Annotated in this window: 21 protein-coding genes; 15 read left to right on the forward strand and 6 right to left on the reverse strand. The window is 67.7% G+C overall.

Features of this window, described 5'->3' with window-relative positions:
• Positions 1-17: 17 nt before the first annotated feature.
• From rsfS to upp, 6 genes are all read right to left on the reverse strand, one after another.
• On the reverse strand, positions 18-485 hold the full coding sequence (rsfS, locus tag P2869_RS04560) for a ribosome silencing factor (RefSeq protein WP_126878487.1): 468 nt from the start codon (positions 483-485) through the stop codon (positions 18-20).
• Between the two features lie 2 nt (positions 486-487).
• Entirely contained in the window at positions 488-1216 is a 729-nt protein-coding gene (locus tag P2869_RS04565) for a nicotinate-nucleotide adenylyltransferase (RefSeq protein WP_277597597.1), read from the reverse strand.
• Entirely contained in the window at positions 1207-2130 is a 924-nt protein-coding gene (gene hemF, locus P2869_RS04570; RefSeq protein WP_277598052.1) for an oxygen-dependent coproporphyrinogen oxidase, read from the reverse strand. Before hemF ends, P2869_RS04565 begins: the two co-directional genes overlap by 10 nt.
• 418 nt (positions 2131-2548) lie before the next feature.
• Positions 2549-3826, reverse strand: coding sequence for a phosphoribosylamine--glycine ligase (gene purD, locus P2869_RS04575; protein ID WP_277597598.1), 1278 nt, complete (start codon positions 3824-3826; stop codon positions 2549-2551).
• A 225-nt stretch (positions 3827-4051) separates the two neighbouring features.
• Complete coding sequence (locus tag P2869_RS04580; protein WP_017774365.1) at positions 4052-4780, reverse strand: YebC/PmpR family DNA-binding transcriptional regulator; 729 nt, start codon at positions 4778-4780, stop codon at positions 4052-4054.
• A 535-nt stretch (positions 4781-5315) separates the two neighbouring features.
• On the reverse strand, positions 5316-5966 hold the full coding sequence (upp, locus tag P2869_RS04585) for a uracil phosphoribosyltransferase (RefSeq protein ID WP_126878490.1): 651 nt from the start codon (positions 5964-5966) through the stop codon (positions 5316-5318).
• A gap of 294 nt (positions 5967-6260) precedes the next feature.
• Between upp and P2869_RS04590 the strand changes: the two genes are divergently transcribed.
• The 15 genes from P2869_RS04590 (at position 6261) to P2869_RS04660 (ending at position 23618) form a co-directional block, all read left to right on the forward strand.
• Complete coding sequence (locus tag P2869_RS04590) at positions 6261-7040, forward strand: SDR family oxidoreductase (RefSeq protein WP_017774367.1); 780 nt, start codon at positions 6261-6263, stop codon at positions 7038-7040.
• Positions 7041-7150: 110 nt separating this feature from the next.
• Positions 7151-7543, forward strand: a complete 393-nt coding sequence (locus P2869_RS04595; protein ID WP_126878492.1) for a methylglyoxal synthase — start codon at positions 7151-7153, stop codon at positions 7541-7543.
• A 96-nt stretch (positions 7544-7639) separates the two neighbouring features.
• The gene (locus P2869_RS04600; protein ID WP_277597599.1) at positions 7640-8614 is read left to right on the forward strand and encodes a quinone oxidoreductase; all 975 of its coding nucleotides are present in this window, start codon (positions 7640-7642) and stop codon (positions 8612-8614) included.
• A 203-nt stretch (positions 8615-8817) separates the two neighbouring features.
• The gene (locus tag P2869_RS04605; protein ID WP_081601790.1) at positions 8818-8931 is read left to right on the forward strand and encodes a potassium ABC transporter ATPase; all 114 of its coding nucleotides are present in this window, start codon (positions 8818-8820) and stop codon (positions 8929-8931) included.
• On the forward strand, positions 8928-9020 hold the full coding sequence (locus tag P2869_RS04610) for a potassium-transporting ATPase subunit F (RefSeq protein WP_017774370.1): 93 nt from the start codon (positions 8928-8930) through the stop codon (positions 9018-9020). The genes P2869_RS04605 and P2869_RS04610 overlap by 4 nt, the downstream gene beginning before the upstream one ends.
• On the forward strand, positions 9017-10822 hold the full coding sequence (gene kdpA / locus P2869_RS04615) for a potassium-transporting ATPase subunit KdpA (RefSeq protein WP_277597600.1): 1806 nt from the start codon (positions 9017-9019) through the stop codon (positions 10820-10822). Before P2869_RS04610 ends, kdpA begins: the two co-directional genes overlap by 4 nt.
• Before the next feature lie 24 nt (positions 10823-10846).
• On the forward strand, positions 10847-12952 hold the full coding sequence (gene kdpB / locus P2869_RS04620; protein WP_277597601.1) for a potassium-transporting ATPase subunit KdpB: 2106 nt from the start codon (positions 10847-10849) through the stop codon (positions 12950-12952).
• Between the two features lie 30 nt (positions 12953-12982).
• Positions 12983-13570 (forward strand): potassium-transporting ATPase subunit KdpC, encoded by a 588-nt coding sequence (gene kdpC / locus P2869_RS04625; RefSeq protein WP_026121351.1) that lies wholly within the window; start codon positions 12983-12985, stop codon positions 13568-13570.
• A 263-nt stretch (positions 13571-13833) separates the two neighbouring features.
• Positions 13834-17067, forward strand: coding sequence for a sensor histidine kinase KdpD (locus tag P2869_RS04630; protein ID WP_277597602.1), 3234 nt, complete (start codon positions 13834-13836; stop codon positions 17065-17067).
• Positions 17064-17762: a two-component system response regulator KdpE gene (gene kdpE, locus P2869_RS04635; RefSeq protein ID WP_042301897.1), complete on the forward strand. Its 699-nt coding sequence runs from the start codon at positions 17064-17066 to the stop codon at positions 17760-17762. Before P2869_RS04630 ends, kdpE begins: the two co-directional genes overlap by 4 nt.
• Before the next feature lie 300 nt (positions 17763-18062).
• Positions 18063-18680 carry a DUF4126 domain-containing protein gene (locus tag P2869_RS04640; protein ID WP_017774376.1) on the forward strand — a complete coding sequence of 206 codons (618 nt, stop codon included), beginning with the start codon at positions 18063-18065 and terminating at the stop codon, positions 18678-18680.
• Positions 18681-18769: 89 nt separating this feature from the next.
• A complete protein-coding gene (locus tag P2869_RS04645; RefSeq protein WP_277598053.1) occupies positions 18770-21448 on the forward strand; it encodes an FtsX-like permease family protein in 2679 nt (892 codons plus the stop codon).
• Positions 21449-21562: 114 nt separating this feature from the next.
• Positions 21563-21973, forward strand: coding sequence for a group II truncated hemoglobin (locus tag P2869_RS04650; protein WP_277597603.1), 411 nt, complete (start codon positions 21563-21565; stop codon positions 21971-21973).
• Between the two features lie 284 nt (positions 21974-22257).
• Entirely contained in the window at positions 22258-22989 is a 732-nt protein-coding gene (locus tag P2869_RS04655) for an alanyl-tRNA editing protein (protein ID WP_277597604.1), read from the forward strand.
• On the forward strand, positions 22986-23618 hold the full coding sequence (locus P2869_RS04660) for a DUF924 family protein (protein ID WP_277597605.1): 633 nt from the start codon (positions 22986-22988) through the stop codon (positions 23616-23618). The genes P2869_RS04655 and P2869_RS04660 overlap by 4 nt, the downstream gene beginning before the upstream one ends.
• The last annotated feature ends 16 nt before the right edge of the window (positions 23619-23634 follow it).

Here is a 23634-nt window from a genome sequence, read left to right on the forward strand (position 1 = left end):
GGACGGCTACGCCGCCCTTAGCTGCGGCGCGCGGCGCTCTTGCGCGCCGGTGTCTTGCGCGGTGCCGGCGCGGCCGCCTCGTCTTCTTCGTCCTCGTCTTCCATCGGCTCTTCGGCGCGCGCACCGCCGAAGCCGCCGCGGCCCGTGAGCTTCACGCGCACCGGCTTGTCGCCCCAGATTTCCTCGAGGTTGTAGTACTGGCGCAGCGCGGGCTGCATGATGTGGACCACCGCGTCGCCGCAGTCCACGAGCACCCATTCGCCGATGTCCTCGCCTTCGGTGCTGATGATCTCGCCGCCCGCTTCCTTGACCTTCTCGCGCACGCTGGATGCGAGCGCTTTCGTCTGCCGGTTCGACGTGCCGCTCGCCACGATCACGCGATCGAAGAGTCCGGTCAGATGGGTGGTGTTGAACACCTTGATGTCTTGCGCTTTCACGTCTTCAAGACCGTCGATGATGGCGCGCTGCAGTTTGCGGATGTCCATGATTACCCGTGGTACAGATGATGTTGAAGAATATAGGTCCAGACTTCGGCGGGCACGAGGCTCGCCTCCGGCATGGCCGCTGTGCCGCCGACGTCCGCGTGCTGGGCGAGGTGTTCGCGCAGGTGCTTGCGGATGTCGGTGGCCGATACGTCGAACGCGAGCGCCGCGTCGATCAGCAGATGGCCGTGCGGCGTGGCACGCAGCGTGGCCGCATCGGCCTTGCGCATCGCGATTTCGGCCGCAACGGCCGGTGCCGCGGACGCCGGTTCGAAGCCGGGCCGCGTCTCCGCGCAGACGTGCGCGTAGTCGAAAAGACGCCGCCAGTCGTGCCAGGAGTCCAGATGCACGAGCTGGTCCGCGCCGATCAGCAGCGAAAGCGAGGCCGGCGTCCCGGACGCCCCGATTTGCTTCGCCTCGCGCGCGCGCCAGCGTTCGAGCGTGTCCACCGTGTAGGTGGGGCCGCCGTGATCGATCTCGTCGGTGGCCACCGTCACGGTGACGCCGGGCAGCACAAGCGAGCCGGCCGCGGCGCGCGTCATCGCAAGGCGATGTTCGGCCGCCGACACGTCCGCCTTCTGCCACGGCTGTCCCGCCGGCAGCAGCACCACTTCCGTGAGTTGCAGCAGTTCGGCAAAGCGCCTCGCAAGCGCAAGATGCCCGTTGTGAATCGGATCGAACGTGCCGCCCAGGAGGCCGACGCGCCGCGGCAGCGGCTGCTGCGTCACACCCATTCGCGGGGCACCAGGAAGTCGGTGTAAAGGCGCGCTTCCGGCGTGCCCGGCTGCGGCTTCCAGTCGTAGCGCCAACTGGCGACAGGCGGCATCGACATCAGGATCGACTCCGTGCGTCCGCCGCTTTGCAGGCCGAACAGCGTGCCGCGGTCGAACACGAGGTTGAACTCGACGTAGCGGCCGCGCCGGTACGCCTGGAAGGCCCGCTCGGCTTCGCCGAAGGGCAGCGCACGGCGTTTCTCGATGATCGGCACGTAGGCTTTCAGGAATGCCTCGCCCACGCTTTTCAGCATGGCGAACGAACGCTCGAAGCCGCCTTCGGCGTAATCGTCGAAGAAGATGCCGCCAATGCCGCGCGGCTCGTTGCGATGCTTGAGGAAGAAGTACTCGTCGCACCAGCGCTTGAAGCGCGGGTAAAGGTCGTCGCCATGGGGCGCGAGCGCGTCGCGGCACACGCGGTGGAAGTGCGCGGCGTCTTCCTCGAAGCCGTAGTAGGGCGTGAGGTCCATGCCGCCGCCGAACCAGAACACCGGCTCTTCGCCAGCCTTTGTTGCGATCAGCATGCGCACGTTCATGTGCACGGTGGGGCAGTACGGATTGTGCGGGTGCAGCACGAGCGAAACGCCCATCGCCTCGAAGCCGCGCCCGGCCAGCTGCGGACGCGCAGCGCTTGCCGACGGCGGCAGCGCGTCGCCCGCGACGTCGGAAAAGCCGATGCCGCCGCGCTCGAAGAACTCGCCGCCTTCGAGAATGCGCGTGCGGCCGCCGCCGCGCAGGCGTTCGCCGGGCGGGCGCTGCCAGTCGTCGGTGGCGAACGGCTTGCCGTCGAAGGCGCCGAGCGTGTCGGCAATCTGCGTCTGCAGTCCTTGCAGCCAGGTGCTGACGGCCGCGCTGTCTTGAGTCGAGTCGGTCATCGGTATTGAGGGGCGGCGCGCTGCGGCAACCGCGAAGTGGCTCTGTGAGGGTTCGGGCCGTGCCCGCTCTGTGCAGGGCGCCCGATAGCGGGAGTGTAGCGCCATCGCCGCCTGGTGGCTGGTGCGGTAAGGCTCGTCTGCGCGGCCGGTACGTGGCGCCTTGCGGATGCGTCGAGCCACGTGTCCTTCTGTTTCAGCCGATGAATGGCCCCGGCGCCGGGTGCAATGTTCCGCGATGTTCTGCAATGTCGGGCGATGCCGCGCCATACCGTGCGATGCCGCGTGACCTCGCAGCGTGCTCACGCGGGATGCCGCGACGTTTCGGCCGCACGTGGCTCGCCGTCAGGCCACAGGCGGCAGCTTACGCAGCGGCGGGTCACATCGCCCGTGCCCGCGCTCTCCGCCCGCCTGTGCCGCCTCACCCGTGCTTGCGATTTACCGCGCGATACCCGATGTCGCGGCGGTACTGCATGCCGTCGAACGAGATCTGGTTGATCGTCTCGTAGGCGACCGACTGCGCGCTGCGCACCGAGTCCGCGAGTCCCACCACGCACAGCACGCGGCCGCCCGAAGTGACCAGCTTGCCGTCGACGATCGACGTGCCCGCATGGAACGTGACGGAATTTTCCGTCTCGGCCGGAATGCCGTTGATGCGATCGCCCTTGCGCGGCGTGTCCGGATAGTTGTGCGCCGCGAGCACCACGCCGAGCGCCGTGCGGCGGTCCCACTCGAGTTCGACGGTATCGAGCGTGCCGGCGATGGCGTGCTCCACCACCTTCGAGAAGTCGCCCTTGAGACGCGCCATGATGGGCTGCGTTTCCGGGTCGCCCATGCGGCAGTTGAATTCGAGCGTCTTCGGGTTGCCCTGCGCGTCGATCATGAGGCCCGCGTAGAGGAAGCCCGTGTAGCGGATGCCTTCCTTTTCCATGCCCCGCACGGTGGGCAGGATGATCTCGCGCATCACGCGCGCGTGCAGTTGCGGCGTGACGATGGGCGCGGGCGAGTAGGCGCCCATACCGCCCGTGTTCGGGCCTTCGTCGTTGTCGAGCAGGCGCTTGTGGTCCTGGCTGGAGGCGAGCGGCAGTACGTGCTTGCCGTCCACCATCACGATGAAGCTGGCTTCCTCGCCCGCGAGGAATTCTTCGATCACGACTCGCGCGCCCGCGTCGCCCAGCTTGTTGTCGGCGAGCATCATGTCGATGGCGGCATGCGCTTCGTCGGCGCTCATGGCCACCACGACGCCCTTGCCCGCGGCGAGCCCGTCTGCCTTGATGACGATGGGCGCGCCTTTGGCGTCGATGTACGCGTGAGCGGCGGCGGCATCCGAGAAGGTCTCGTGTTCGGCCGTGGGAATGGCGTGGCGCTTCATGAACGCCTTGGCGAAGTCCTTCGAGCTTTCCAGCTGGGCGGCTTCCTTCGTGGGGCCGAACACTTTCAGGCCGCGCGAGCGAAACAGATTGACGATGCCCGCGGCGAGCGGCGCTTCCGGCCCCACCACGGTGAAGGCGACCTGCTCTTTCTCGACGAAATCGGCCAGCGCGTCCGGCGCCGTGATGTCGACGTTGGCGAGCCGCGCGTCCTGCGCGGTGCCGCCATTGCCGGGCGCGACGTAGACGAGCTGCACGCGCGGCGATTGCGCAAGCTTCCATGCGAGGGCATGTTCGCGGCCGCCAGAACCGACGACGAGTAACTTCATTTGAATCCCCGAAGACTGAAAAACCGTGACGGCCGATGCCAGCGCATCAACCGTGATATCCGCAAGGTTCGCACGGGGCGAACGTCAGGCCTGTGACACGAAAGGCGCGCGGCGAACGACGGCGCATAACACAGGCACGCGGGGCGGACATGGCATACGTCGCAGGCGAGATTGCCGCGCCTTTATGCCTTGTCCTTGCGCGTGGCCCGTGGCGCGTCGTGGCCCTTACGCCTCGTCGATCACCGCGTTGGTGTACACCTGCTGCACGTCGTCGAGATTCTCGAGCGCGTCGAGCAGCTTCTGCATCTTCACCGCGTCTTCGCCGGTGAATTCGACTTCCGTCTGAGGCTTCATGGTCACCTCGGCGTCCTCCGCCTTGAAGCCCGCGGCTTCGAGCGCGGACTTCACCTTCGGGAAGTCGTTGGGCGGGCAGATCACTTCGACGCTGCCGTCGTCGTTGGTCACGACGTCGTCGGCGCCCGCTTCGAGCGCGGCGTCCATGAGCTTGTCTTCGGGCGTGCCCGGCGCGAACAGGAACTGGCCGACGTGATCGAACATGAACGACACCGAGCCGTCCGTGCCCATGTTGCCGCCGAACTTCGAGAACGCGTGCCGCACTTCGGCCACGGTACGCGTGCGGTTGTCGGTCATCGTGTCCACGATGATCGCCGCGCCGCCGATGCCGTAGCCCTCGTAGCGGATTTCCTCGTAGGTGGCGCCGTCCACGCCGCCCACGCCGCGCTGGATCGCGCGGTTGATGTTGTCCTTGGGCATGTTGGCGTCGGTCGCCTTGTCCACGGCGAGCCGCAGGCGCGGGTTGGTGTCGATGTCACCGCCGCCGAGGCGCGCCGCCACCTGGATTTCCTTGATGAGCCGCGTCCAGACCTTGCCGCGCTTGGCGTCCGCTGCTGCCTTTTTATGCTTGATGTTGGCCCATTTCGAATGACCCGCCATACCTTTCTCCGTGGCGCTCGCCGGCAAGGCGCGCGCATTGTGCAATTGTCGTTGCGTCGTTGCGATTTCGGGCGCGGCGGGCGGCCGTGGGGCACTGGCCTTGCGCGCCTCGATGTCTGTTCGTGCGTTCGCGTGATCGCGCCGTCGTGCGGCGGCGTGGCCGCATGGCCTTCGTGTCCGTCGTGTTGTTACGCGCCGCCCGGCGGGAAAGAAGCCGACCGGTCAGGCGACCCGTCTGCCCGCCGTTAGTTTGCCGCCGTTAGTTTGCCGCCGTTAATGCGTTCTTGGCCGCCCACCAACCCGCTGAAGCGAACATCGATTTTACCACGCCGGGGCGGCCCGACAGCCGCCGTCCGGTGGCCTGAGCGGACGCGGGAAGGACAGAAGAGCGGCCGGATGGCGGGAGTGTGGGCCTTGAATGGCGGGGGTGGTCCGCCCGATCAGGGCAACGCGGGCGGGATAGTTCGCGGACCCGGGAGGGCCGCTGCACCCTGCGGCGACCCCGGCGCACGCGAACGTCGGGGCCGTCGCTCTTTCAGTTCTTCGTACCGAACAGCCGATCACCCGCGTCGCCGAGACCCGGCACGATGTAGGCATGCTCGTTCAAATGCGAGTCGAGCGACGCCACGTACAGCTTCACGTCCGGATGCGCTTTCTGGAACACCTCGACGCCCTCGGGCGCCGCGACGAGCGCGAGGAACAGAATGTTCTCGCCGGCCACGTTGCGGCGCTTGAGTACGTCCACGGCGTGCACCGCCGAGTAGCCCGTGGCGACCATCGGATCGCACAGGATGAAGATGCGGTCTTCCAGGTCGGGTAGCCGCACGAGGTATTCGACGGGGCGGTGCGCGTCGTCGCGATAGACGCCGATATGGCCCACCCGCGCCGACGGAATCAGCTCCAGCAGCCCGTCCGACATCCCGACGCCCGCGCGCAGCACCGGCACGATGGCGAGCTTCTTGCCCGCGATCACCGGCGCGTCGATCTCGACGAGCGGCGTTTGCACGCGCCGCGTGGTGACGGGCAGATTGCGCGTGATCTCGTAGCCCATCAGCAGCGTGATTTCGCGCAGCAGTTCGCGGAACGTGCGGGTGGACGTGTCCTTGTCGCGCATGTGCGTGAGCTTGTGCTGGATCAACGGGTGATCGAGGATAAAAAGGTTCGGAAAGCGGCTGTCCTGTTTCATGACGAAGGCACAAGGCGGCAAGAGGAAATCGGCCGGGCCGGCAGGGCGGGCTCAGCGCCCTGACCGCAGCTCGGTGAAAAGACGCGCCGCGGTCCGGCAAGGGTCCGGCAGGCGCGCCACGGCTGCAAGTTTACCGACAAAGCGTGCGGTGGCGATATGGACGGATGCCGCGGCCAACGGCGCCGCGCCGATTCTTCTAGAATCGGCTACTCGGCACCCACCCACGGCACCCCGCCGCCGCACCCCGCAGGCGAAGCGGCCAGCCGGCAAGCACACCAAAGAGGATACATACCGATGGACATGGGCATCGCAGGACGCACCGCGCTCGTCTGCGCGGCGAGCAAGGGACTCGGGCGCGGCTGCGCAGAAGCGCTGGCCGCCGAAGGCGTGAATCTCACCATCGTCGCGCGCACGCAGGAGACGCTCGACGCCACGGCGGCCCAGATTCGCGCGAAGACCGGTGTCGAGGTGAACGCGGTGGCCTGCGACATCACCACGCCCGAAGGCCGCGCGGCGGCGCTCGCCGCGTGCCCGCGCCCGGACATCCTCGTCAACAACGCGGGCGGCCCGCCGCCGGGCGACTTCCGCCAGTTCGGCCACGACGACTGGATCCGCGCGCTCGAAGCCAACATGCTCACGCCGATCGAGCTGATTCGCGCCACCGTGGACGCCATGATCGAGCGCGGGTTCGGCCGCATCGTGAACATTACGAGTTCGTCGGTGAAAGCGCCCATCGACGTGCTGGGGCTCTCCAACGGCGCCCGCTCGGGCCTGACGGGCTTCGTGGCGGGCGTGGCGCGCAAGGTCGCCCCGCACGGGGTGACGATCAACAACCTGCTGCCGGGCCTCTTCGATACCGACCGCATCGTCAGCACGATGGCGGCGCAGGCGAAGGCCGCCAATGTTTCGATCGACGAAGCCCGCCAGCACCGCATGGCGTCGATTCCGGCGGGCCGCTTCGGTCAGCCCGACGAGTTCGGCCGCGCCTGCGCTTTCCTCTGCAGCGTGCACGCGGGCTACATCACGGGGCAAAATCTGTTGATCGACGGCGGGGCTTATCCGGGTACCTTTTGACGGGCACTTTTGACGAGCACCTTCTGACGGCCGCCGCCCGCTCGCCACGACCCGACCCGCCCACCTCATCCATCACATTCGACCAGATCAACCAAAGGGAGACCCACCTCATGTCCACACGCGTCGCACTTATTGCGCACGACCACAAGAAAGACGACATCGTGAAGCTGGTCGGCGAGTATGCCGACACGCTGCGCCGCTGCCACCTCATCGCCACGGGCACCACGGGTTCGCGCATCGCGACTGCGCACGGGCTCGAAGTGGAGCGCATGCTCTCGGGCCCGCACGGCGGCGACCTGCAGATCGGCGCGCAGCTGGCCGAGGGCAGGGTGGACATGGTGATCTTCCTGCGCGACCCCATGACGCCGCAGCCGCACGAACCGGACATCAACGCGCTCGTGCGCGCCTGCGACGTGCACAACGTGCCGTGCGCGACCAACATCTCGACCGCGCGCATGATTCTCGACGTGCTGGCGCTGCGACTCGCCCAGGAAGGCGAGTGACGGCAGCGGATGGCGGATGAGGCCAATCCGCCTTCCCGCTTCGAATGCGGCTTCGAATGCGGCTTCGAATAACGACTGAACAGGAGACAGAACGAGATGAGCAAGGCAATCCGATTCGAACGCACGGGCGGCCCGGAGGTGATGAAGTGGGTCGACGTGCCCGTGGGCGCCCCCGGCGAGGGCGAGATCCGCATCCGTCAGCACGCGGTCGGGCTCAACTACATCGACGTGTACTTCCGCAGCGGGCTCTATCCGCTGCCATTGCCCGGTGGGCTCGGCATGGAAGCGGCGGGCGAGGTCGCGGCCGTGGGGCCTGGCGTGACGAGTCTCGCCGTAGGCGACCGCGTGGCCTATGTCGCGCGCCCGCCCGGGGCCTATGCCGAAGAACGCGTGCTGGGCGCGGCGCAAGTGGTAAAGCTGCCGGACGCGCTCTCGTACGAACAGGCGGCCTCGGTGATGCTGCAGGGCCTCACGGCGCAGTACCTGCTGCGCCGCACATACAGGGTGAAGCCCGGCGACACGATCCTGATCCAGGCCGCCGCGGGCGGCGTGGGCCTGCTGGTGTGCCAGTGGGCCAAGGCGCTGGGCGCCACCGTGATCGGCACCGTGGGTTCGGACGACAAGGCCGCCATCGCGAAGGCGCACGGCTGCGACTACCCGATTGTCTACACGCGCGAGAACTTCACGAAGCGCGTGCGCGAGATCACCAACGGCGCGGGCGTGCCCGTGGTCTACGACTCGATTGGCCGCGACACCTTCACCGGCTCGCTCGACTGCCTTGCGCCGCTTGGCCTCTTCGTGAGCTTCGGCAACGCGTCGGGGCCGCTGCCGCCCATCGACTCGTCCGAATTCGCGGGCCGTGGCTCACTCTTCTTCACGCGTCCCACACTCTTCACGTACATGGCCAAACGCGCGGACTACGAAGCAATGTCGGCCGAACTGTTCGACGTGCTCGCCTCGGGCAAGGTGAAGACGAGCATCAACCAGCGTTATGCGCTTGCCGAGGTCGCCCGCGCGCATGAGGACCTCGAAGCGCGCAAGACGACGGGCTCCACGGTGCTGATGCCCTGAGCGGCGCAAGCTTTCCTTTCCCGTAAAGGGCGGCAGACGTGCCGCCTTTTTTTCGCGTTCCGCCCGCCCGACGAGCGCCGCGCACCCCGCGCCCCCCACGTTTACGCGCTTTTTACACCCGCGCCCCCCACCTTTAACCCGCCCTTTACATCCAACCGACTAACGTTGCATCCATCCGTAATCCATCATCGGAGAACACAAACATGGATGCGCTGTATGTCGGGGGAATCGTGGCTTTCGCCGCGCTGACCTACGCCCTGATTGCCGGTTGCCAGAAGCTCACGCAATACCGGCGCGGCCAGGGGGCACGGTCATGACCTGGATGCTTTGGCTCTCCGGAGCGGCCACGCTGTTGCTGTTCGCCTATCTCATCCATGCGCTGCTGCGCGCGGAGGATCTGGAATGAACCTCGACAACATTCAGCAACCGCTCGTCTATCTCGTCGTTCTGCTGCTGCTCGCCGTGCCCGTTTCGCGTTATCTGACGAAGGTGATGGACGGCACATCGCGCGTCGTGCGCGTGTTCGCGCCGCTCGAACGGTTCCTGTTCCGCGCGGCCGGCGTCGATGCTCAGGCCGAGATGGGCTGGAAGCAATACGCGGTGGCAACCATCGCGTTCAACCTGCTGGGCGCGCTGTTCCTCTATTTGCTGCTGCGTGTGCAAGGCTGGCTGCCCGGCAATCCGCAGGGCTTCGGTCCCATGACCGTGGACGGCGCGTTCAACACGGCCGTGAGTTTCGTCACGAACACGAACTGGCAGGACTACTCGCCGGAGCAGACCGTGAGCTACCTCACGCAGATGCTCGGCTTCACCGTGCAGAACTTCCTCTCGGCGGCGACCGGCATCGTCGTGGTGATCGCGTTGATTCGCGGCTTCGCGCGTCACACCGTGAAGACCATCGGCAACTTCTGGGTGGACGTGACGCGCGTCACGCTCTACGTGCTCGTGCCGATGTCGGCGCTCATCGCTGCGCTGTTGATGAGCCAGGGGATGATCCAGAACTTCCGCGCGTATGAAGACGTGCCCGTACTTCAGACCACGACGTACGCGGCGCCGAAGCTCGACGCGGCGGGCAATCCGGTGAAGGACGCGAAGGGCAACCCTGTGACGGTCGACACGAAGATCACGTCACAGACGCTCGCCATGGGTCCGGTCGCCTCACAGGTCGCGATCAAGATGCTCGGCACGAACGGCGGCGGCTTCTTCAACGCCAACTCGGCGCATCCGTATGAGAACCCCACGCCGTTCGCCAACTTCGTGGAAGTGATCGCGATTCTCCTGCTGCCCGCGGCGCTGTGCTTGACGTTCGGCCAGATGGTGCTGGATCGCCGCCAGGGCGTGGCCGTGCTCGCCGCGATGACGATTGCATTCGCCATCGGCGTGTGGGGCGAAATCAGCGCCGAGCAGGCGGGCAATCCGCTTTACGCGTCGCTCAACGTCGATCAGCAGGCGAGCGCGCTGCAATCGGGCGGCAACATGGAAGGCAAAGAAACGCGCTTCGGCATCGCGCAGTCCGGCATCTTCACGGTGGCCACCACCGCTGCGTCGTGCGGCGCCGTGAACACGATGCACGACTCGCTCACGCCGTTGGGCGGCCTCGTTCCGCTGCTGCTGATCCAGTTGGGCGAGGTGATCTTCGGCGGCGTGGGTTCGGGCCTCTACGGCATGCTCGTGTTCGCGCTGCTCGCCGTGTTCGTGGCGGGGCTCATGATCGGCCGCACGCCGGAATACGTCGGCAAGAAGATCGAGTCGTACGAGATGAAGATGGTCTCCATCGTCGTGCTGCTCACGCCGCTGCTCGTGCTGGTCGGCACCTCGATCGCGGTGCTCACGAGTGCCGGCACCGCGGGTATCGCCAACCCGGGCCCGCATGGCTTCTCCGAAATTCTCTACGCGTTCAGCTCCGCGGCGAACAACAACGGCAGCGCGTTCGCGGGCCTTTCCGTGAACACGCCGTTCTACAACACGCTGCTCGGCATTGCGATGTGGTTCGGCCGCTTCGGCACCATCGTGCCGGTGCTCGCCATTGCGGGGTCGCTCGCGGAAAAGAAGCGTATCGGCGTGACGGCCGGCACGCTGCCCACGCATGGCGCGCTCTTCGTCGTGCTGCTGCTCGGCACCGTGGCGCTGGTGGGTGCGCTCACGTACGTGCCGGCGCTCGCGCTCGGCCCCGGCGTCGAGCATCTGATGATGGTGGCGGGCCACTGACACGCATTCGGGAACTCAAGAACCATGAATCAACATTCCGCAACCCGTTCCATGTTCGATCCGGCGCTCGTGCGTCCGGCCATCGTGGAGTCGTTCAGGAAGCTCGATCCGCGCACGCAGCTGCGCAATCCGGTGATGTTCTGCGTCTACGTGGGCAGCGTGCTCACCACGATCCTCTGGATCGCCGCGCTGGGCGGCCAGGCCGAGGCGCCCGCGGGCTTCATTCTCGCCGTCGCACTGTGGCTGTGGTTCACGGTGCTCTTCGCCAACTTCGCGGAGGCGCTCGCCGAGGGCCGCTCGAAGGCGCAGGCCGCTTCGCTGCGTCAGGCGAAGAAAGATGTGATGGCCAAGAAGCTCAACGAGCCGCATCCGAAGGCGCCCGTGCGCATCACCACGGCCACGGACCTGCGCAAGGGCGACGTCGTGCTCGTCGAAGCAGGCGACGTGATTCCCGCGGACGGCGAAGTGATCGAAGGCGTCGCCTCGGTGGACGAGTCCGCGATTACGGGTGAATCCGCGCCGGTGATCCGCGAGTCGGGCGGCGACTTTTCGTCGGTGACGGGCGGCACGCGCGTGCTTTCGGACTGGATCGTCGTGCGCGTTTCGGTGAACCCCGGCGAAGCCTTTCTGGACCGCATGATCGCGATGGTGGAAGGTGCGAAGCGCCAGAAGACGCCGAACGAAGTCGCGCTCACCATCCTGCTCGTCGCGCTGACCATCGTGCTACTGCTTGCCACGGCCACGCTGCTGCCGTTCTCGATGTTCTCGGTCGCGGCCGTGAAGGCCGGCCACGTCGTGACGATCACGGCGCTCGTCGCGTTGCTGGTGTGCCTGATTCCGACCACCATCGGCGGGCTGCTCTCGGCTATCGGCGTGGCGGGCATGAGCCGCATGATGCAGGCCAACGTGATCGCCACATCGGGCCGCGCCGTGGAAGCCGCGGGCGACGTGGACGTGCTGCTGCTAGACAAGACCGGCACGATCACCCTCGGCAACCGCCAGGCGTCGACCTTTCTGCCTGCGCCGGGCGTGACCGAAGAAGCGCTCGCGGACGCGGCGCAGCTTTCGTCGCTCGCAGACGAAACGCCGGAGGGCCGCAGCATCGTCGTGCTCGCGAAGCAGCGCTTCAACATCCGCCAGCGCGACATGGCCGCGCTCAACGCAGTGTTCCTCGCGTTCAGCGCGCAGACGCGCATGAGCGGCGTGGACCTCGCACCCACGGCTCCCGGCACGCCACCGCGCGAGATTCGCAAGGGAGCGTCCGACGCCGTGAAGCAGTACGTCGAAGCGAACGGCGGCCACTATCCGGCCGAGGTGAATCACGCGGTGACCGAGGTGGCCCGCCGCGGCAGCACGCCGCTCGTCGTCGCGGAAAAAAGCGCGAACGGCACGCGCGTGCTCGGCGTGATCGAACTCAAGGACATCGTGAAGGGCGGCATCAAGGAGCGCTTCGCCGAGCTGCGCAAGATGGGTATCAAGACCGTGATGATCACGGGCGACAACCGCCTCACGGCGGCGGCCATTGCGGCGGAAGCGGGCGTGGACGACTTCCTCGCCGAAGCCACGCCCGAAGCGAAGCTCAAGATGATCCGCTCGCACCAGGCCGAAGGCCGCCTTGTGGCGATGACGGGCGACGGCACCAACGACGCGCCCGCGCTCGCCCAGGCCGACGTCGCGGTGGCGATGAACACGGGCACGCAGGCCGCGAAGGAAGCGGGCAACATGGTCGACCTCGATTCGAACCCGACCAAGCTCATCGAGATCGTGGAGATCGGCAAGCAGATGCTGATGACGCGCGGCTCGCTCACCACGTTCTCCATTGCGAACGACGTGGCGAAGTACTTCGCCATCATTCCCGCGGCGTTCGCCACGACCTACCCGCAGTTGCGCGTGCTCGACGTGATGCATCTGAGCTCGCCGTCGTCGGCGATCATGTCCGCGGTGATCTTCAACGCGCTCATCATCGTCGCGCTCATTCCGCTCGCGCTGAAGGGTGTGAAGTACCGGCCGCTCGGCGCGGCCGCCATCCTGCGCCGCAATCTGCTGGTCTATGGTCTGGGCGGCCTGTTGCTGCCGTTCCCGTTCATCAAGCTCATCGACATGGCGCTCACCGCGTTCGGGTGGGTGTGAAACATGCCGGACATCGAAGGATCGACCATCATGAAATCGCTATTTCGTCTGCTTCGCCCGCTCGCTGTGATCTTTGCGGTGCTCACGGCGCTCACGGGGCTCGCGTATCCCGCCGTGATGACCGCGTTCGGCCAGGCCGTGTTTCCGCACGAGACCAACGGCAGCCTGATCGAAGTGAACGGCAAGCCGGTGGGCTCGGAATTGATCGGCCAGCAGTTCGACGCGCCGCAGTACTTCTGGGGGCGGCTCTCGGCTACGACGCCCATGCCGTATAACGCGCAGGGCTCGTCGGGCTCGAATCTGGGGCCGACCAACCCGGCGCTCGCCGACGAAATCAAGGGGCGGCTCGACGCGCTCAAGGCGGCGGGCACTGATATGTCGAAGCCCGTGCCCGTGGATCTCGTGACGTCGTCGGCGAGCGGCCTCGACCCCGAGATCTCGCCGGCCGCCGCCGCGTATCAGGTGGAACGCGTGGCGAAGGCGCGCCACCTGAACGCGAACGACGTGCAGGCGCTCGTGGACCGCTATACCGCAGGCCGCCAGTTCGGTCTCTTCGGCGAGCCGCGCGTGAACGTGCTCAAGCTCAATCTCGCGCTGGACGCTGCGCAGCGCGGCTGAAGCGGCGGGCGCTTCGCGCGGCAAGCCCGACACAACGAGGCACAAGCAGGCACAAGCAGGCACAAGCAGGCACAAGCAGGCACAAGCAGGCACAACGAGGCAGGCGGCGGCGCGCGACAACGCGCCGCCGCGTTGCCATTTTCACGGCGCGGTGCGACGATGGCCGCGGCAATGCGCCTGCGCCATACGACTCAAGAAGCCTGACGCACGCACCCGCTCACGCATCCGCTTAACGGCGGGCCACCCCTCGACCTCCCTCGCGTATGAACCGACCCGATCCCGACGAACTGCTCGACCGCCTGCAGCGCGACGAAGAGAAGCGCCAGCGCGGCAAGCTGAAGGTGTTCTTCGGCGCGTCGGCGGGCGTCGGCAAGACGTACGCCATGCTTCAGGCGGCGCGTCGGCGCAAAGAGGAGGGCGCTGACGTCGTAGTGGGCATCGTGGAAACGCACGGGCGCCACGAAACCGCCGCGCTGACGGAAGGGCTCGACGTGCTGCCGCTCCAGCAGATCGAGTACCGCGGCCGCACGCTCGGCGAGTTCGATCTGGACGCCGCGCTCGCACGCAAGCCGCAGCTTGTGCTGGTGGACGAACTCGCGCATTCGAACGTGCAGGGCGCGCGTCACCTCAAGCGCTGGCAGGACGTCTACGAACTGCTCGACGCGGGCATCGACGTCTATACGACGGTCAACGTTCAGCACCTGGAAAGCCTCAACGACGTGATCGGGCAGATCACCGGCATCCGCGTCTGGGAGACCGTGCCCGACCGCGTGTTCGACCGCGCGGACGAAGTCACGCTCGTGGACCTGCCCGCCGAGGAACTGCTGGACCGCATGCGCGACGGCAAGGTGTACATGCCCGCGCAGGCCGAACGCGCGGTGCGCAACTTCTTTCGCAAGGGCAACCTGATCGCGCTGCGCGAACTCGCACTGCGCCGCACGGCCGACCGCGTGGATGCGCAGATGCGCGAGTACCGCGCCGACCGCTCCATCCAGCGCATCTGGCAGGCGCGCGAACGTCTGCTGGTGTGCATCGGGCCGGGGCCGGAGGCGCCCACGCTCGTGCGCGGCGCGGCGCGTCTTGCGGCGAGCCTGAAGGCCGACTGGATCGCCGTCTATGTGGAAACGCCGAAGCTGCAACGGCTGCCCGACGCGCGCCGCGAACGCACGCTTGCCGCGCTCAAGCTCGCGGCGGACCTCGGCGCCGAAACGGTCACGCTCGCCGGTGACGACGCCGTGGATACGCTGCTCGGCTACGCGCGCGTACGCAACGTCTCGAAGCTGGTAGCGGGCGGCTCGCTGCGTTCGGGCTTCTCGCGCCGGCTGCGGCGGCCGTTCGGCGAACGTCTTTCGGAACGCGCAGGCGACCTCGATCTCACGCTGATCCGCGCCGCTGCTGACGAACATGGCCGCGACCGCGACGCGCACCCCGACACGCTCGCCAGCGCTTGGCGCGACGCGCTCTCGGCGGCACGCGAGCGCCGCTCGCCGCCGCGCGCGTATGCGATCGCGTTCGCCATCTGCGTGGCCATCACGGCGGTGGCGAGCCAGTTGAGGACGCACATCGACCTCACGAACCTCGTGATGCTGTATCTGCTCGGTGTGATTTTCGCGGCGGCGAAGCTGGGCCGCGGGCCGGGCGTGCTGCTCTCGTTCGCGAGCGTCGCGGCGTTCGACTTCTTCTTCGTGCCGCCGCGCATGTCGTTTTCGGTGTCGGACACGCAGTACCTGCTGACCTTTCTCGGCATGCTGCTCACGTCGCTCGTGATCAGCCATCTCACGTCGAGCCTGAGTCGCGAGGCGGCGGTTGCCCAGCGTCGCGAACAGCGCACCGGCGCCATGTACGCGATGGCGCGCGAACTGGCGGCGGCGCTCACGATGGAGCAGATCGTGGCCATCGGCAGCCGGCATGTGAGCGAGGTGTTCCGCGCGCGCGTGGCGCTGCTTTTGCCCGACAGCCAGGACAAGCTGCAGCAGAAGGTGGAAGAGCCGGACCCGGCCATCATGCTGGAAGGCGAGGCGCTCGACATCGACGTGGGGCAGTGGGTGTACGACCAGCAGCAGCCGGCCGGACGCGGCACCGACACGTTGCCCGCGGCCCGCGCGCTGTATCTGCCGCTGAAGGCGCCCATGCGCACGCGGGGCGTGCTCGCGGTGGAAACGCACGATGCACACGAACTCGACGTGCCCGAACAGCAGCGCATGCTGGAAGCGTTCGCCGCGCAGATCGCACTCGCCGTGGAGCGCGTGCACTACGTGGAAATTGCCCGCGACGCGCTCGTGAACATGGAGTCGGAGCGGCTGCGCAACTCGCTGCTCTCGGCGATCTCGCACGACCTGCGCACGCCGCTCACGGCAATCGTCGGCTTTTCGTCGATGCTCGCGCAGATGCATGAGGCGGGCGTTGGCGGCGATATGCCTGATGTGGCCCATGCCGCCGACCCGCGCGCCGAGAAGTCCGGCGAACTCGTGGAAGCGATTCACGACGAGGCGCTGCGCATGACGGGCATCGTCACGAACCTGCTCGACATGGCGCGGCTGCAGGCGGGCAGCCTCAATCTGAACCGCCAGTGGACGCTGCTCGAAGAGACCGTGGGCGCTGCGCTGCGTGCGTGCCGCCGCGTGTTGCAACGGCATCCTGTGCAGACGAAGCTGCCGGCTGACCTGCCGCTCCTGCAGCTCGATGCCGTGCTGATGGAGCGGCTCTTCTCGAACCTCTTCGAGAACGCGGCGAAGTACACGCCGCTCGATACGCCGCTCGTGATCGGCGCCGAGCGCATCGAGGAGGGCGGCCGGCCGTTCGTGCGCGTGACGGTGGACGACGCGGGGCCGGGGCTGCCCGTGGGCATGGAAGCGCGCGTGTTCGAGAAGTTCACGCGCGGCGAGAAAGAGTCGGCGAAGCCGGGCATCGGGCTCGGGCTTGCGATCTGCCGCGCGATCGTGGAGGCGCACGGTGGCGCGATCGGCGCGTTCAACCGGCTTGCCCCGGACGGCCATGTGGAAGGCGCGCGCTTCTGGTTCACGCTGCCGGTGGAGACGCCGCCCGCGACGATGGAGGCGGAAGAGGCGGAAGAGGCGGAAGAGGCGGGGCAGGAGGTCGTTCGGGAAACGGTGCAGGAAGCGACTCGGGCAGCCACTCAGGCAGCCACTCAGGCAGCCACTCAGGAAGCCACTCAGGAAGCCACTCAGGAAGCCACTCAGGAAGCGCTTCGCGAAGCAACACAGCAAACGCACGGGCCTCGCGCCGGTGAAGCCGCTGCCCCGGCGACGGGCGGCGGCACAGAACAAGCCGCTGAGCAAACCCGATCCGCCGCGCCGCCCACGGAGATGCCCGGGGGTTCGTCTTCTGCCTCGCCATCTGGCCCCGTGCCGGGCGATACTACGGCCTCCGGCGCCGGGGCTGCATCGCCCGCCGCCGACCGCTCGCCCAACCTGGACCGGCCGGACCGACCGGACCCGCTTTCGGGGCCCACGCCCTCTCCCCACTCTCACTCATGAACGAGCCGCGCATCACCGTCGTCCTGATCGAAGACGAAAAGCAGATTCGCCGCTTCGTGCGCGCGACCCTGGAAGCCGAAGGCATCGCCGTGCACGACGCCGACACGGGCCGCCAGGGTCTCGTGGAGGCAGCCACGCGCAAGCCCGACCTCGTGATCGTGGACCTCGGGCTGCCCGACACCGATGGGCTCGACGTGATCCGCGAGCTGCGGGGCTGGAGCGACCTGCCCGTGATCGTGCTCTCGGCGCGCAGTCAGGAAAGCGAGAAGGTGGCCGCACTCGACGCGGGCGCCGACGACTACCTCACGAAGCCGTTCGGCGTCTCCGAACTGCTCGCGCGGATTCGCGCGCATCTGCGCCGCCGCAACCACGGCGGCTCGAACGAAACGCCGCAGGTCCACTTCGGCGGCGTGACCGTGGACCTTGCGCTACGCCAGGTCTCGCGCGACGGGGCGCCCGTGCATCTCACGCCCATCGAGTACCGGTTGCTCGCCACGCTGGTGCGCCACGCCGGCCGCGTGCTGACCCACCGGCAACTGCTGCGCGACGTCTGGGGGCCGTCGCACGTGGAGAGCAGCCACTACCTGCGCATCTACATGGCACACCTGCGCCAGAAGCTGGAACGCGATCCCGCCCAGCCCGAGCACATCGTCACCGAGACGGGCGTGGGGTATCGGCTCATCGGCACGAGCTGAGGCCGCAGCGGGTTCGCGCAACCACGCGGCGGAACGCGAATGTCCGTGGCTATAATGCAGCGATCCGGTCTTGAAATTGGCTCGCGCCCCATGCGGCGCGGGTTCGGCGGTTCGATACGCGCTTGATGCGCGTCCGATGCATCCTTGATGCCCCGCTTGAGGCCCTGCGTGAGGCCCAATTGACACCCGATTGATACGCGATTGATACGCGACGCCCCGCCTCGATTGGCCGGTCCGCTCCATTCGAGGACGCGCTCGCGAACAGCCGCAGCCGCGCCGGCCGCGCGCAAGGAGGGGGCAATGCTTGAACCACTATCGCTGGCAGCAGGCCTTGCCTGGGGCAGCGGCTTGCGCCTCTATCTCACGGTGCTGATTGCGGGCGTTCTGGAGCGCCTCGGCTTCATCCATCTGCCCGACACGCTCGCGGTGCTCGCTTCGCCCTGGGTGCTGACGGCGGCGGCCGTGCTGACCATCGCTGAATTTCTCGCCGACAAGATTCCTGCCTTCGATTCGCTCTGGGACGCCGTGCACACCTTCATCCGCATTCCCGCGGGCGCGGTGCTCGCGGCGGGCGCGCTCGGTCACGCCGACCCGGCGCTGCTCACGGTGGCGGCGCTCGCGGGCGGCACGCTTGCCGGCACGACCCATCTCGCCAAGGCGGGCACGCGCGCACTGATCAATCTTTCGCCGGAACCGGTGTCGAACGTCGTGACCTCCACGGCCGAAGACGGCCTCACGTTCACGGGCGTGCTGCTCGCGCTCTTCGTGCCGCTGCTCTTTCTGGTGCTGCTTGCGGGCTTCCTCGCCGTGGCGCTGTGGGCGTTGCCGCGGCTGTGGCGCGGCGTGCAGGGCGGTTTCAGGGGGATGGCGACGCATATGGTGTCGCGTTTCGGAACGTTGAGGAGCCGACACGATTGAGCGAAGCACAGAAGGTCGAGGCAAGCCTGCCGAAAGACGCGGCGTCGCGCCGCTACCGATGGTTCGACGTGGTCCGCCAGGCCGCGCGCATGACGGCCCGCGACTGGCGCGCGGGCGAACTGACCATGCTTGCGCTCGCGCTGGTGCTGGCCGTCACCGCGCTTTCGAGCGTCGGCTTTCTCGCTGACCGGCTGCAACAAGGGCTCGAACGCGACGCGCGACAAATGATCGCGGCCGACTTCATCGTGCGCGCCGACCATCCCGTCGATCCCCAATTCGCCCGCGAGGCAGAGACGCTCGGCTTGCGTACCGCATCGACAGCGATTTTTCCGACGATGGTGAGCGGCGGTGCGGCTTCGGCGTCGGGGGCGGCTGCACCTACGGGCGAGGCTTCGGGCTCAACTTCGGGCTCAACTTTGGGCTCAACTTTGGGCTCAACTTTGGGCTCAACTTTGGGCTCAGGCCCGGCTGCGGCCGCGACGCGCGCGCAGCCGGGCGGCGACGCTCCTCAGTCGCAACCGGCAGTCGAGGCCGCCCAGCCTGCGCCCACCCTCGCACGCCTCTCCGCCGTGAAGGCCGTCTCGCCGGGATATCCGTTGCGCGGCGCGCTGCGCATCGCGTCCGGGCCTAATGCGCCGGATCACGCCGCAACCGGCATCCCCGCGCCCGGCACCGTCTGGGTGGACGAACAACTGCTCGATACGCTCAAGCTGCGCGTGGGCGACACGGTGCTGGTGGGCGGGCGCACCTTCAAGGTGGCCGCGATGATTACCCGCGAGCTGGATCGCGGCTTCTCGTTCGTCAATTTCTCGCCGCGTCTCATGATGCGCGCCGACGAGCTTTCGTCCACCGGCCTGATCGGCTACGGCAGCCGGGTCACCTGGCGGCTGCTCGTAGCGGGGCCCGATGCCGCCGTGGCGCGTTTTGCCGGGTGGGCCCATGCGCGCGTGGACGGCGGCAAGATGCGCGGCGTCGCGCTCGAATCGTTGCAGGACGGGCAGCCGCAGGTGCGGCAGACGCTCGATCGCGCGGGCCACTTCCTCACGCTCGTCGCGCTGCTCACGGCCTTGCTCGCGGCGGTCGCCATCGCCATGACCGCGCACCGCTACACGCGCCGCCATCTGGACAGCTGCGCGCAGATGCGCTGCCTCGGCGTGAGCCAACGCACGTTGCGCGTGCTGTTCACGCTCGAGTTCCTGACGGTGGGACTCGTGGGCGGCATCGCGGGCCTCGCGCTCGGTTTCGGCGGACACCTCGCTTTGCTCGCGTGGCTCGGCAGTCTGATCGACGTCGCGCTGCCGTATCCGCGTGTGTGGCCCGCGCTCGAAGGGCTGGCGGCCGGCCTCGTGCTGCTGCTCGGCTTCGCACTGCCGCCGCTGTTGCCGCTCACGCGCGTGCCGCCGGTGCGAGTGCTGCGTCGCGAGTGGGGCGAGGCGGGGCGCACGGCGTGGGCCGCTTACGCGTTCGGCATCGCGCTCTTCGCCGGCCTGCTCGTGCTCGCGGCGGGCGAACTCAAACTGGGCGGCATCGTGGCGGGCGGCTTCGCGGGCGGGCTGCTGCTGTTCTCCGTCGTCGCGCGGCTCGCGCTCTGGGCCGCCGCGCACGTGGCGCGCAGCGAGCGCGTGAACGCGAGCGTCGGCTGGCGTTATGCGCTGGCTTCGCTGGAGCGGCGGGCGGGCGCGAGCGCACTGCAGATCACGGCGCTCGGCATCGGGCTGATGTGCCTGCTGCTCATCGCGATGACGCGCAACGACCTGATCGACGGCTGGCGCAAATCGACGCCGCCCGACGCACCGAACGAATTCATCATCGACATTCAGCCCGACCAGCGCGCAGGCGTGCTCGACTACCTGAAGGCGCGCGGCTTTGCCGACGTGACGCTCGAACCGATGGTGCGCGCGCGGCTCGTCGCCATCAACGGCAAGCCGGTCAATCCGGACAGCTACAAGAGCGAAGACGCGCGGCGCCTCGTTGACCGCGAATTTAACCTCTCGTACACGACGAAGCTGCCCGACGACAATCGCATCGAAGCGGGCAAGTGGTATGGCGACTCGAAGGCGCCACAGCTTTCCATGGAGCAGGGGCTCGCCAAAATCCTCAACGTGAAGCCCGGCGATACGCTGCGCTTCGACGTGACGGGCATGACTGTCGATGCGCCCATCACGAGCACGCGCAAGCTCGACTGGGGGTCGTTCAAGGTGAACTTCTTCGTGCTGATGCCGCCCGCGCTGCTGCAGGATTTTCCGTCGATGTTCATCACGAGCTTTCACGTGCCGCGCGAGCAGCGCGGCGTGATCGACGGACTCGTTGCCGCGTATCCGAACGTCACCGCCATCGACACCGCGCCCATCCTCTCGCAGGTGCAGCGCGTGATCGGCCAGGTGATCGGCGCCGTGCAGTTTCTGTTCGCGTTCACGCTGGGGGCGGGGCTGCTCGTGCTGTACGCGGCGCTTGCCGGAACCCGCGACGAACGTGTGCGAGAATCCGCGCTGCTGCGCGCGCTGGGGGCCTCGCACCGCCAGGTGCTCACGGTGCAGTTCGCCGAATTCGCCGTGGTGGGCGCGCTCGCGGGGCTCATGGGCGCGGCAGGCGCGCAGGCCGTGGGCGTGGTGCTCGCCACGCGCGTGTTCGACTTCTATCTCGCCTTCGACCCGTGGCTGCTGCCGGCCGGCGTGGTGGCCGGCGTGGCGTGCGCGGCGGTGGGCGGCTGGCTGAGCCTGCGCAACGTACTGGCGCGGCCCGCGCTGCAATCGCTGCGGGATGCGTGAGACGCGATGCATCGGGAGCGTGATGCGGCCGCATCGATGCGGCCTCATTGAAGCCTCGTCAATGAGGCCGTGCTTTCCCGCCCGCATTTTTTTCCGACTTCCTTTCTTGACCGTATGACCGATCCGAACGACGAAGCGCCGACCCAACCCACGGCCTTCGAACTCGTGGGCGGCGAGGCGCGCGTGCGCGAACTCGTCGACCGCTTCTATGACCTGATGGATCTCGAAGCCGAATTCGCGGGCCTGCGCGCGCTGCATCCGCCGACGCTCGACGGCTCGCGCGACAAGCTCTTCTGGTTCCTCTGCGGCTGGCTGGGCGGCCCCGACCATTACATCAGCCGCTTCGGGCATCCGCGGCTGCGCGCGCGGCATCTGCCGTACGCCATCGCATCGGACGAGCGCGACCAGTGGCTGCGCTGCATGGCCTGGGCGATGGAGGACGTCGGTTTGCCCGAGCCGCTGCGCGAGCGTCTGCTGCATTCGTTTTTCGAGACCGCCGACTGGATGCGCAACCGTCCGGGCTGATCTCCGGGTTGATGTGCTGGTTGATGTGCAGGCTGAGGTCCTGGCTGATGGCACGCTGCGCCGGCGGTTCAGTGCTGGCCTGTTCGTCGGACCAGTACAGTCCGGTGACAGTTGGCCTGGAGGCGGCCTGTCCCCCGCAGCGCGGGCGACGCAATAATGGCCGCCATGCCGCATGGTTGGTGTGGCGCGCCGGTGGTACGCAAGTCGCACGCTTATGGCACCTTTATGGCACCTTGAGCGCCCCCCGCCTCCATGAAGCCCCACGAAACCGACAGGAAACGATCATGACCACGAAGGCGCTCTTTCGCGACGACGCTTATCTCACGCAATGCGACGCGTTGATCACCGCGATCGACGAGCAGGGCATTCATCTCGACCAGACGGTGTTCTATCCGCTCGGCGGCGGCCAGGCGGGCGACACGGGCGCGCTCACGCTCGAAGACGGCACGCGCATCGCGATTGCGGACACGCGCAAGGCGAAATTCGAAGGCGCCACACCGGACGATGCCGTCCACGTGCCCGCGCCGGAACAGGAGGCGCTGCTTGCGCGCCTGCGTGTGGGCGAACGCGTGCGCGCGGAGATCGACTGGGCGCGCCGTTACCGGCACATGCGCCTGCATACCGCGAGCCACCTGATGTGCGCGGTGCTGCCGTATCCCGTGGATGGTTGCAGCATCACGGCGGACTACGCGCGGCTCGACTTCGCGACCGTGGAGCCGATCGAACGCGACAGGGTGGAGGCGCGCCTGGGCGACCTGGTGGAAGGCTCGCATGCGGTGGCCACCGTCTGGATCACCGACGACGAAATGCAGCAGCGTCCCGAACTGGTGCGCACGATGAGCGTGAAGCCGCCCATGGGACTGGGCCGCGTGCGGCTGCTGCGCATCGAAGACGTAGACGTTCAGCCCTGCGGCGGCACGCACGTGCGCAATACGAGCGAGATCGGCGCGCTGCGCGTGGCGAAGCTCGAAAAGAAGAGCGCGCGTACGCGGCGGCTCGTGCTGGAGTTCGCATGAGCGCGTCAGTCGCAGCAGGCAGCGACTGGAGCCGCGATTACGCGCAGCTCGATGCCCGCGCGAAGGCGGTGCTCGACTTCTGGTTCGGCGAGCCGGATTCGCCCGGCTACGGCGCGAAGCGAAAGATCTGGTTCGCACGCGACGAAGCGTTCGACAGCGAGCTTCGCGAGCGCTTCGGCGAACTGATCGTGCTGGGCCGCGAAGGCGCGCTCGATGCGTGGACCGCCACGGCGCCCGGCGCATTGGCGCTCGTCATCGTGCTCGACCAGTTTTCGCGCAACTGCCATCGCGGCACGCCGCACGCATTCGCGGGCGATCCAAAGGCGCTCGCTGTCGCGCGGCAGATGGTGGCGAGCGGCGCGGACCGTCTGCTGCCCAGCGTGCATCACCGCGCGTTTGCGTACCTGCCGTTCGAGCACGACGAGTCGGAGGCGAGCCAGCACGAATCGCTGCGGCTCTTTCGCGCGCTCGCCGACGAACCCGGCGGTGACGACTACTACCGGTACGCGGTGCGGCACGCGCAGGTGATCGAGCGCTTCAGGCGCTATCCGCATCGGAATGCGGTGCTCGCGCGGCCCTCCACGCAGGAGGAAGAGGCGTTCCTGCGCGAGCCGGGGTCTTCGTTTTAGGGGTTTCGGCGGGTTT

This window comes from Paraburkholderia sp. SUR17 (assembly GCF_029536165.1).
GTDB lineage: Bacteria > Pseudomonadota > Gammaproteobacteria > Burkholderiales > Burkholderiaceae > Paraburkholderia > Paraburkholderia kururiensis.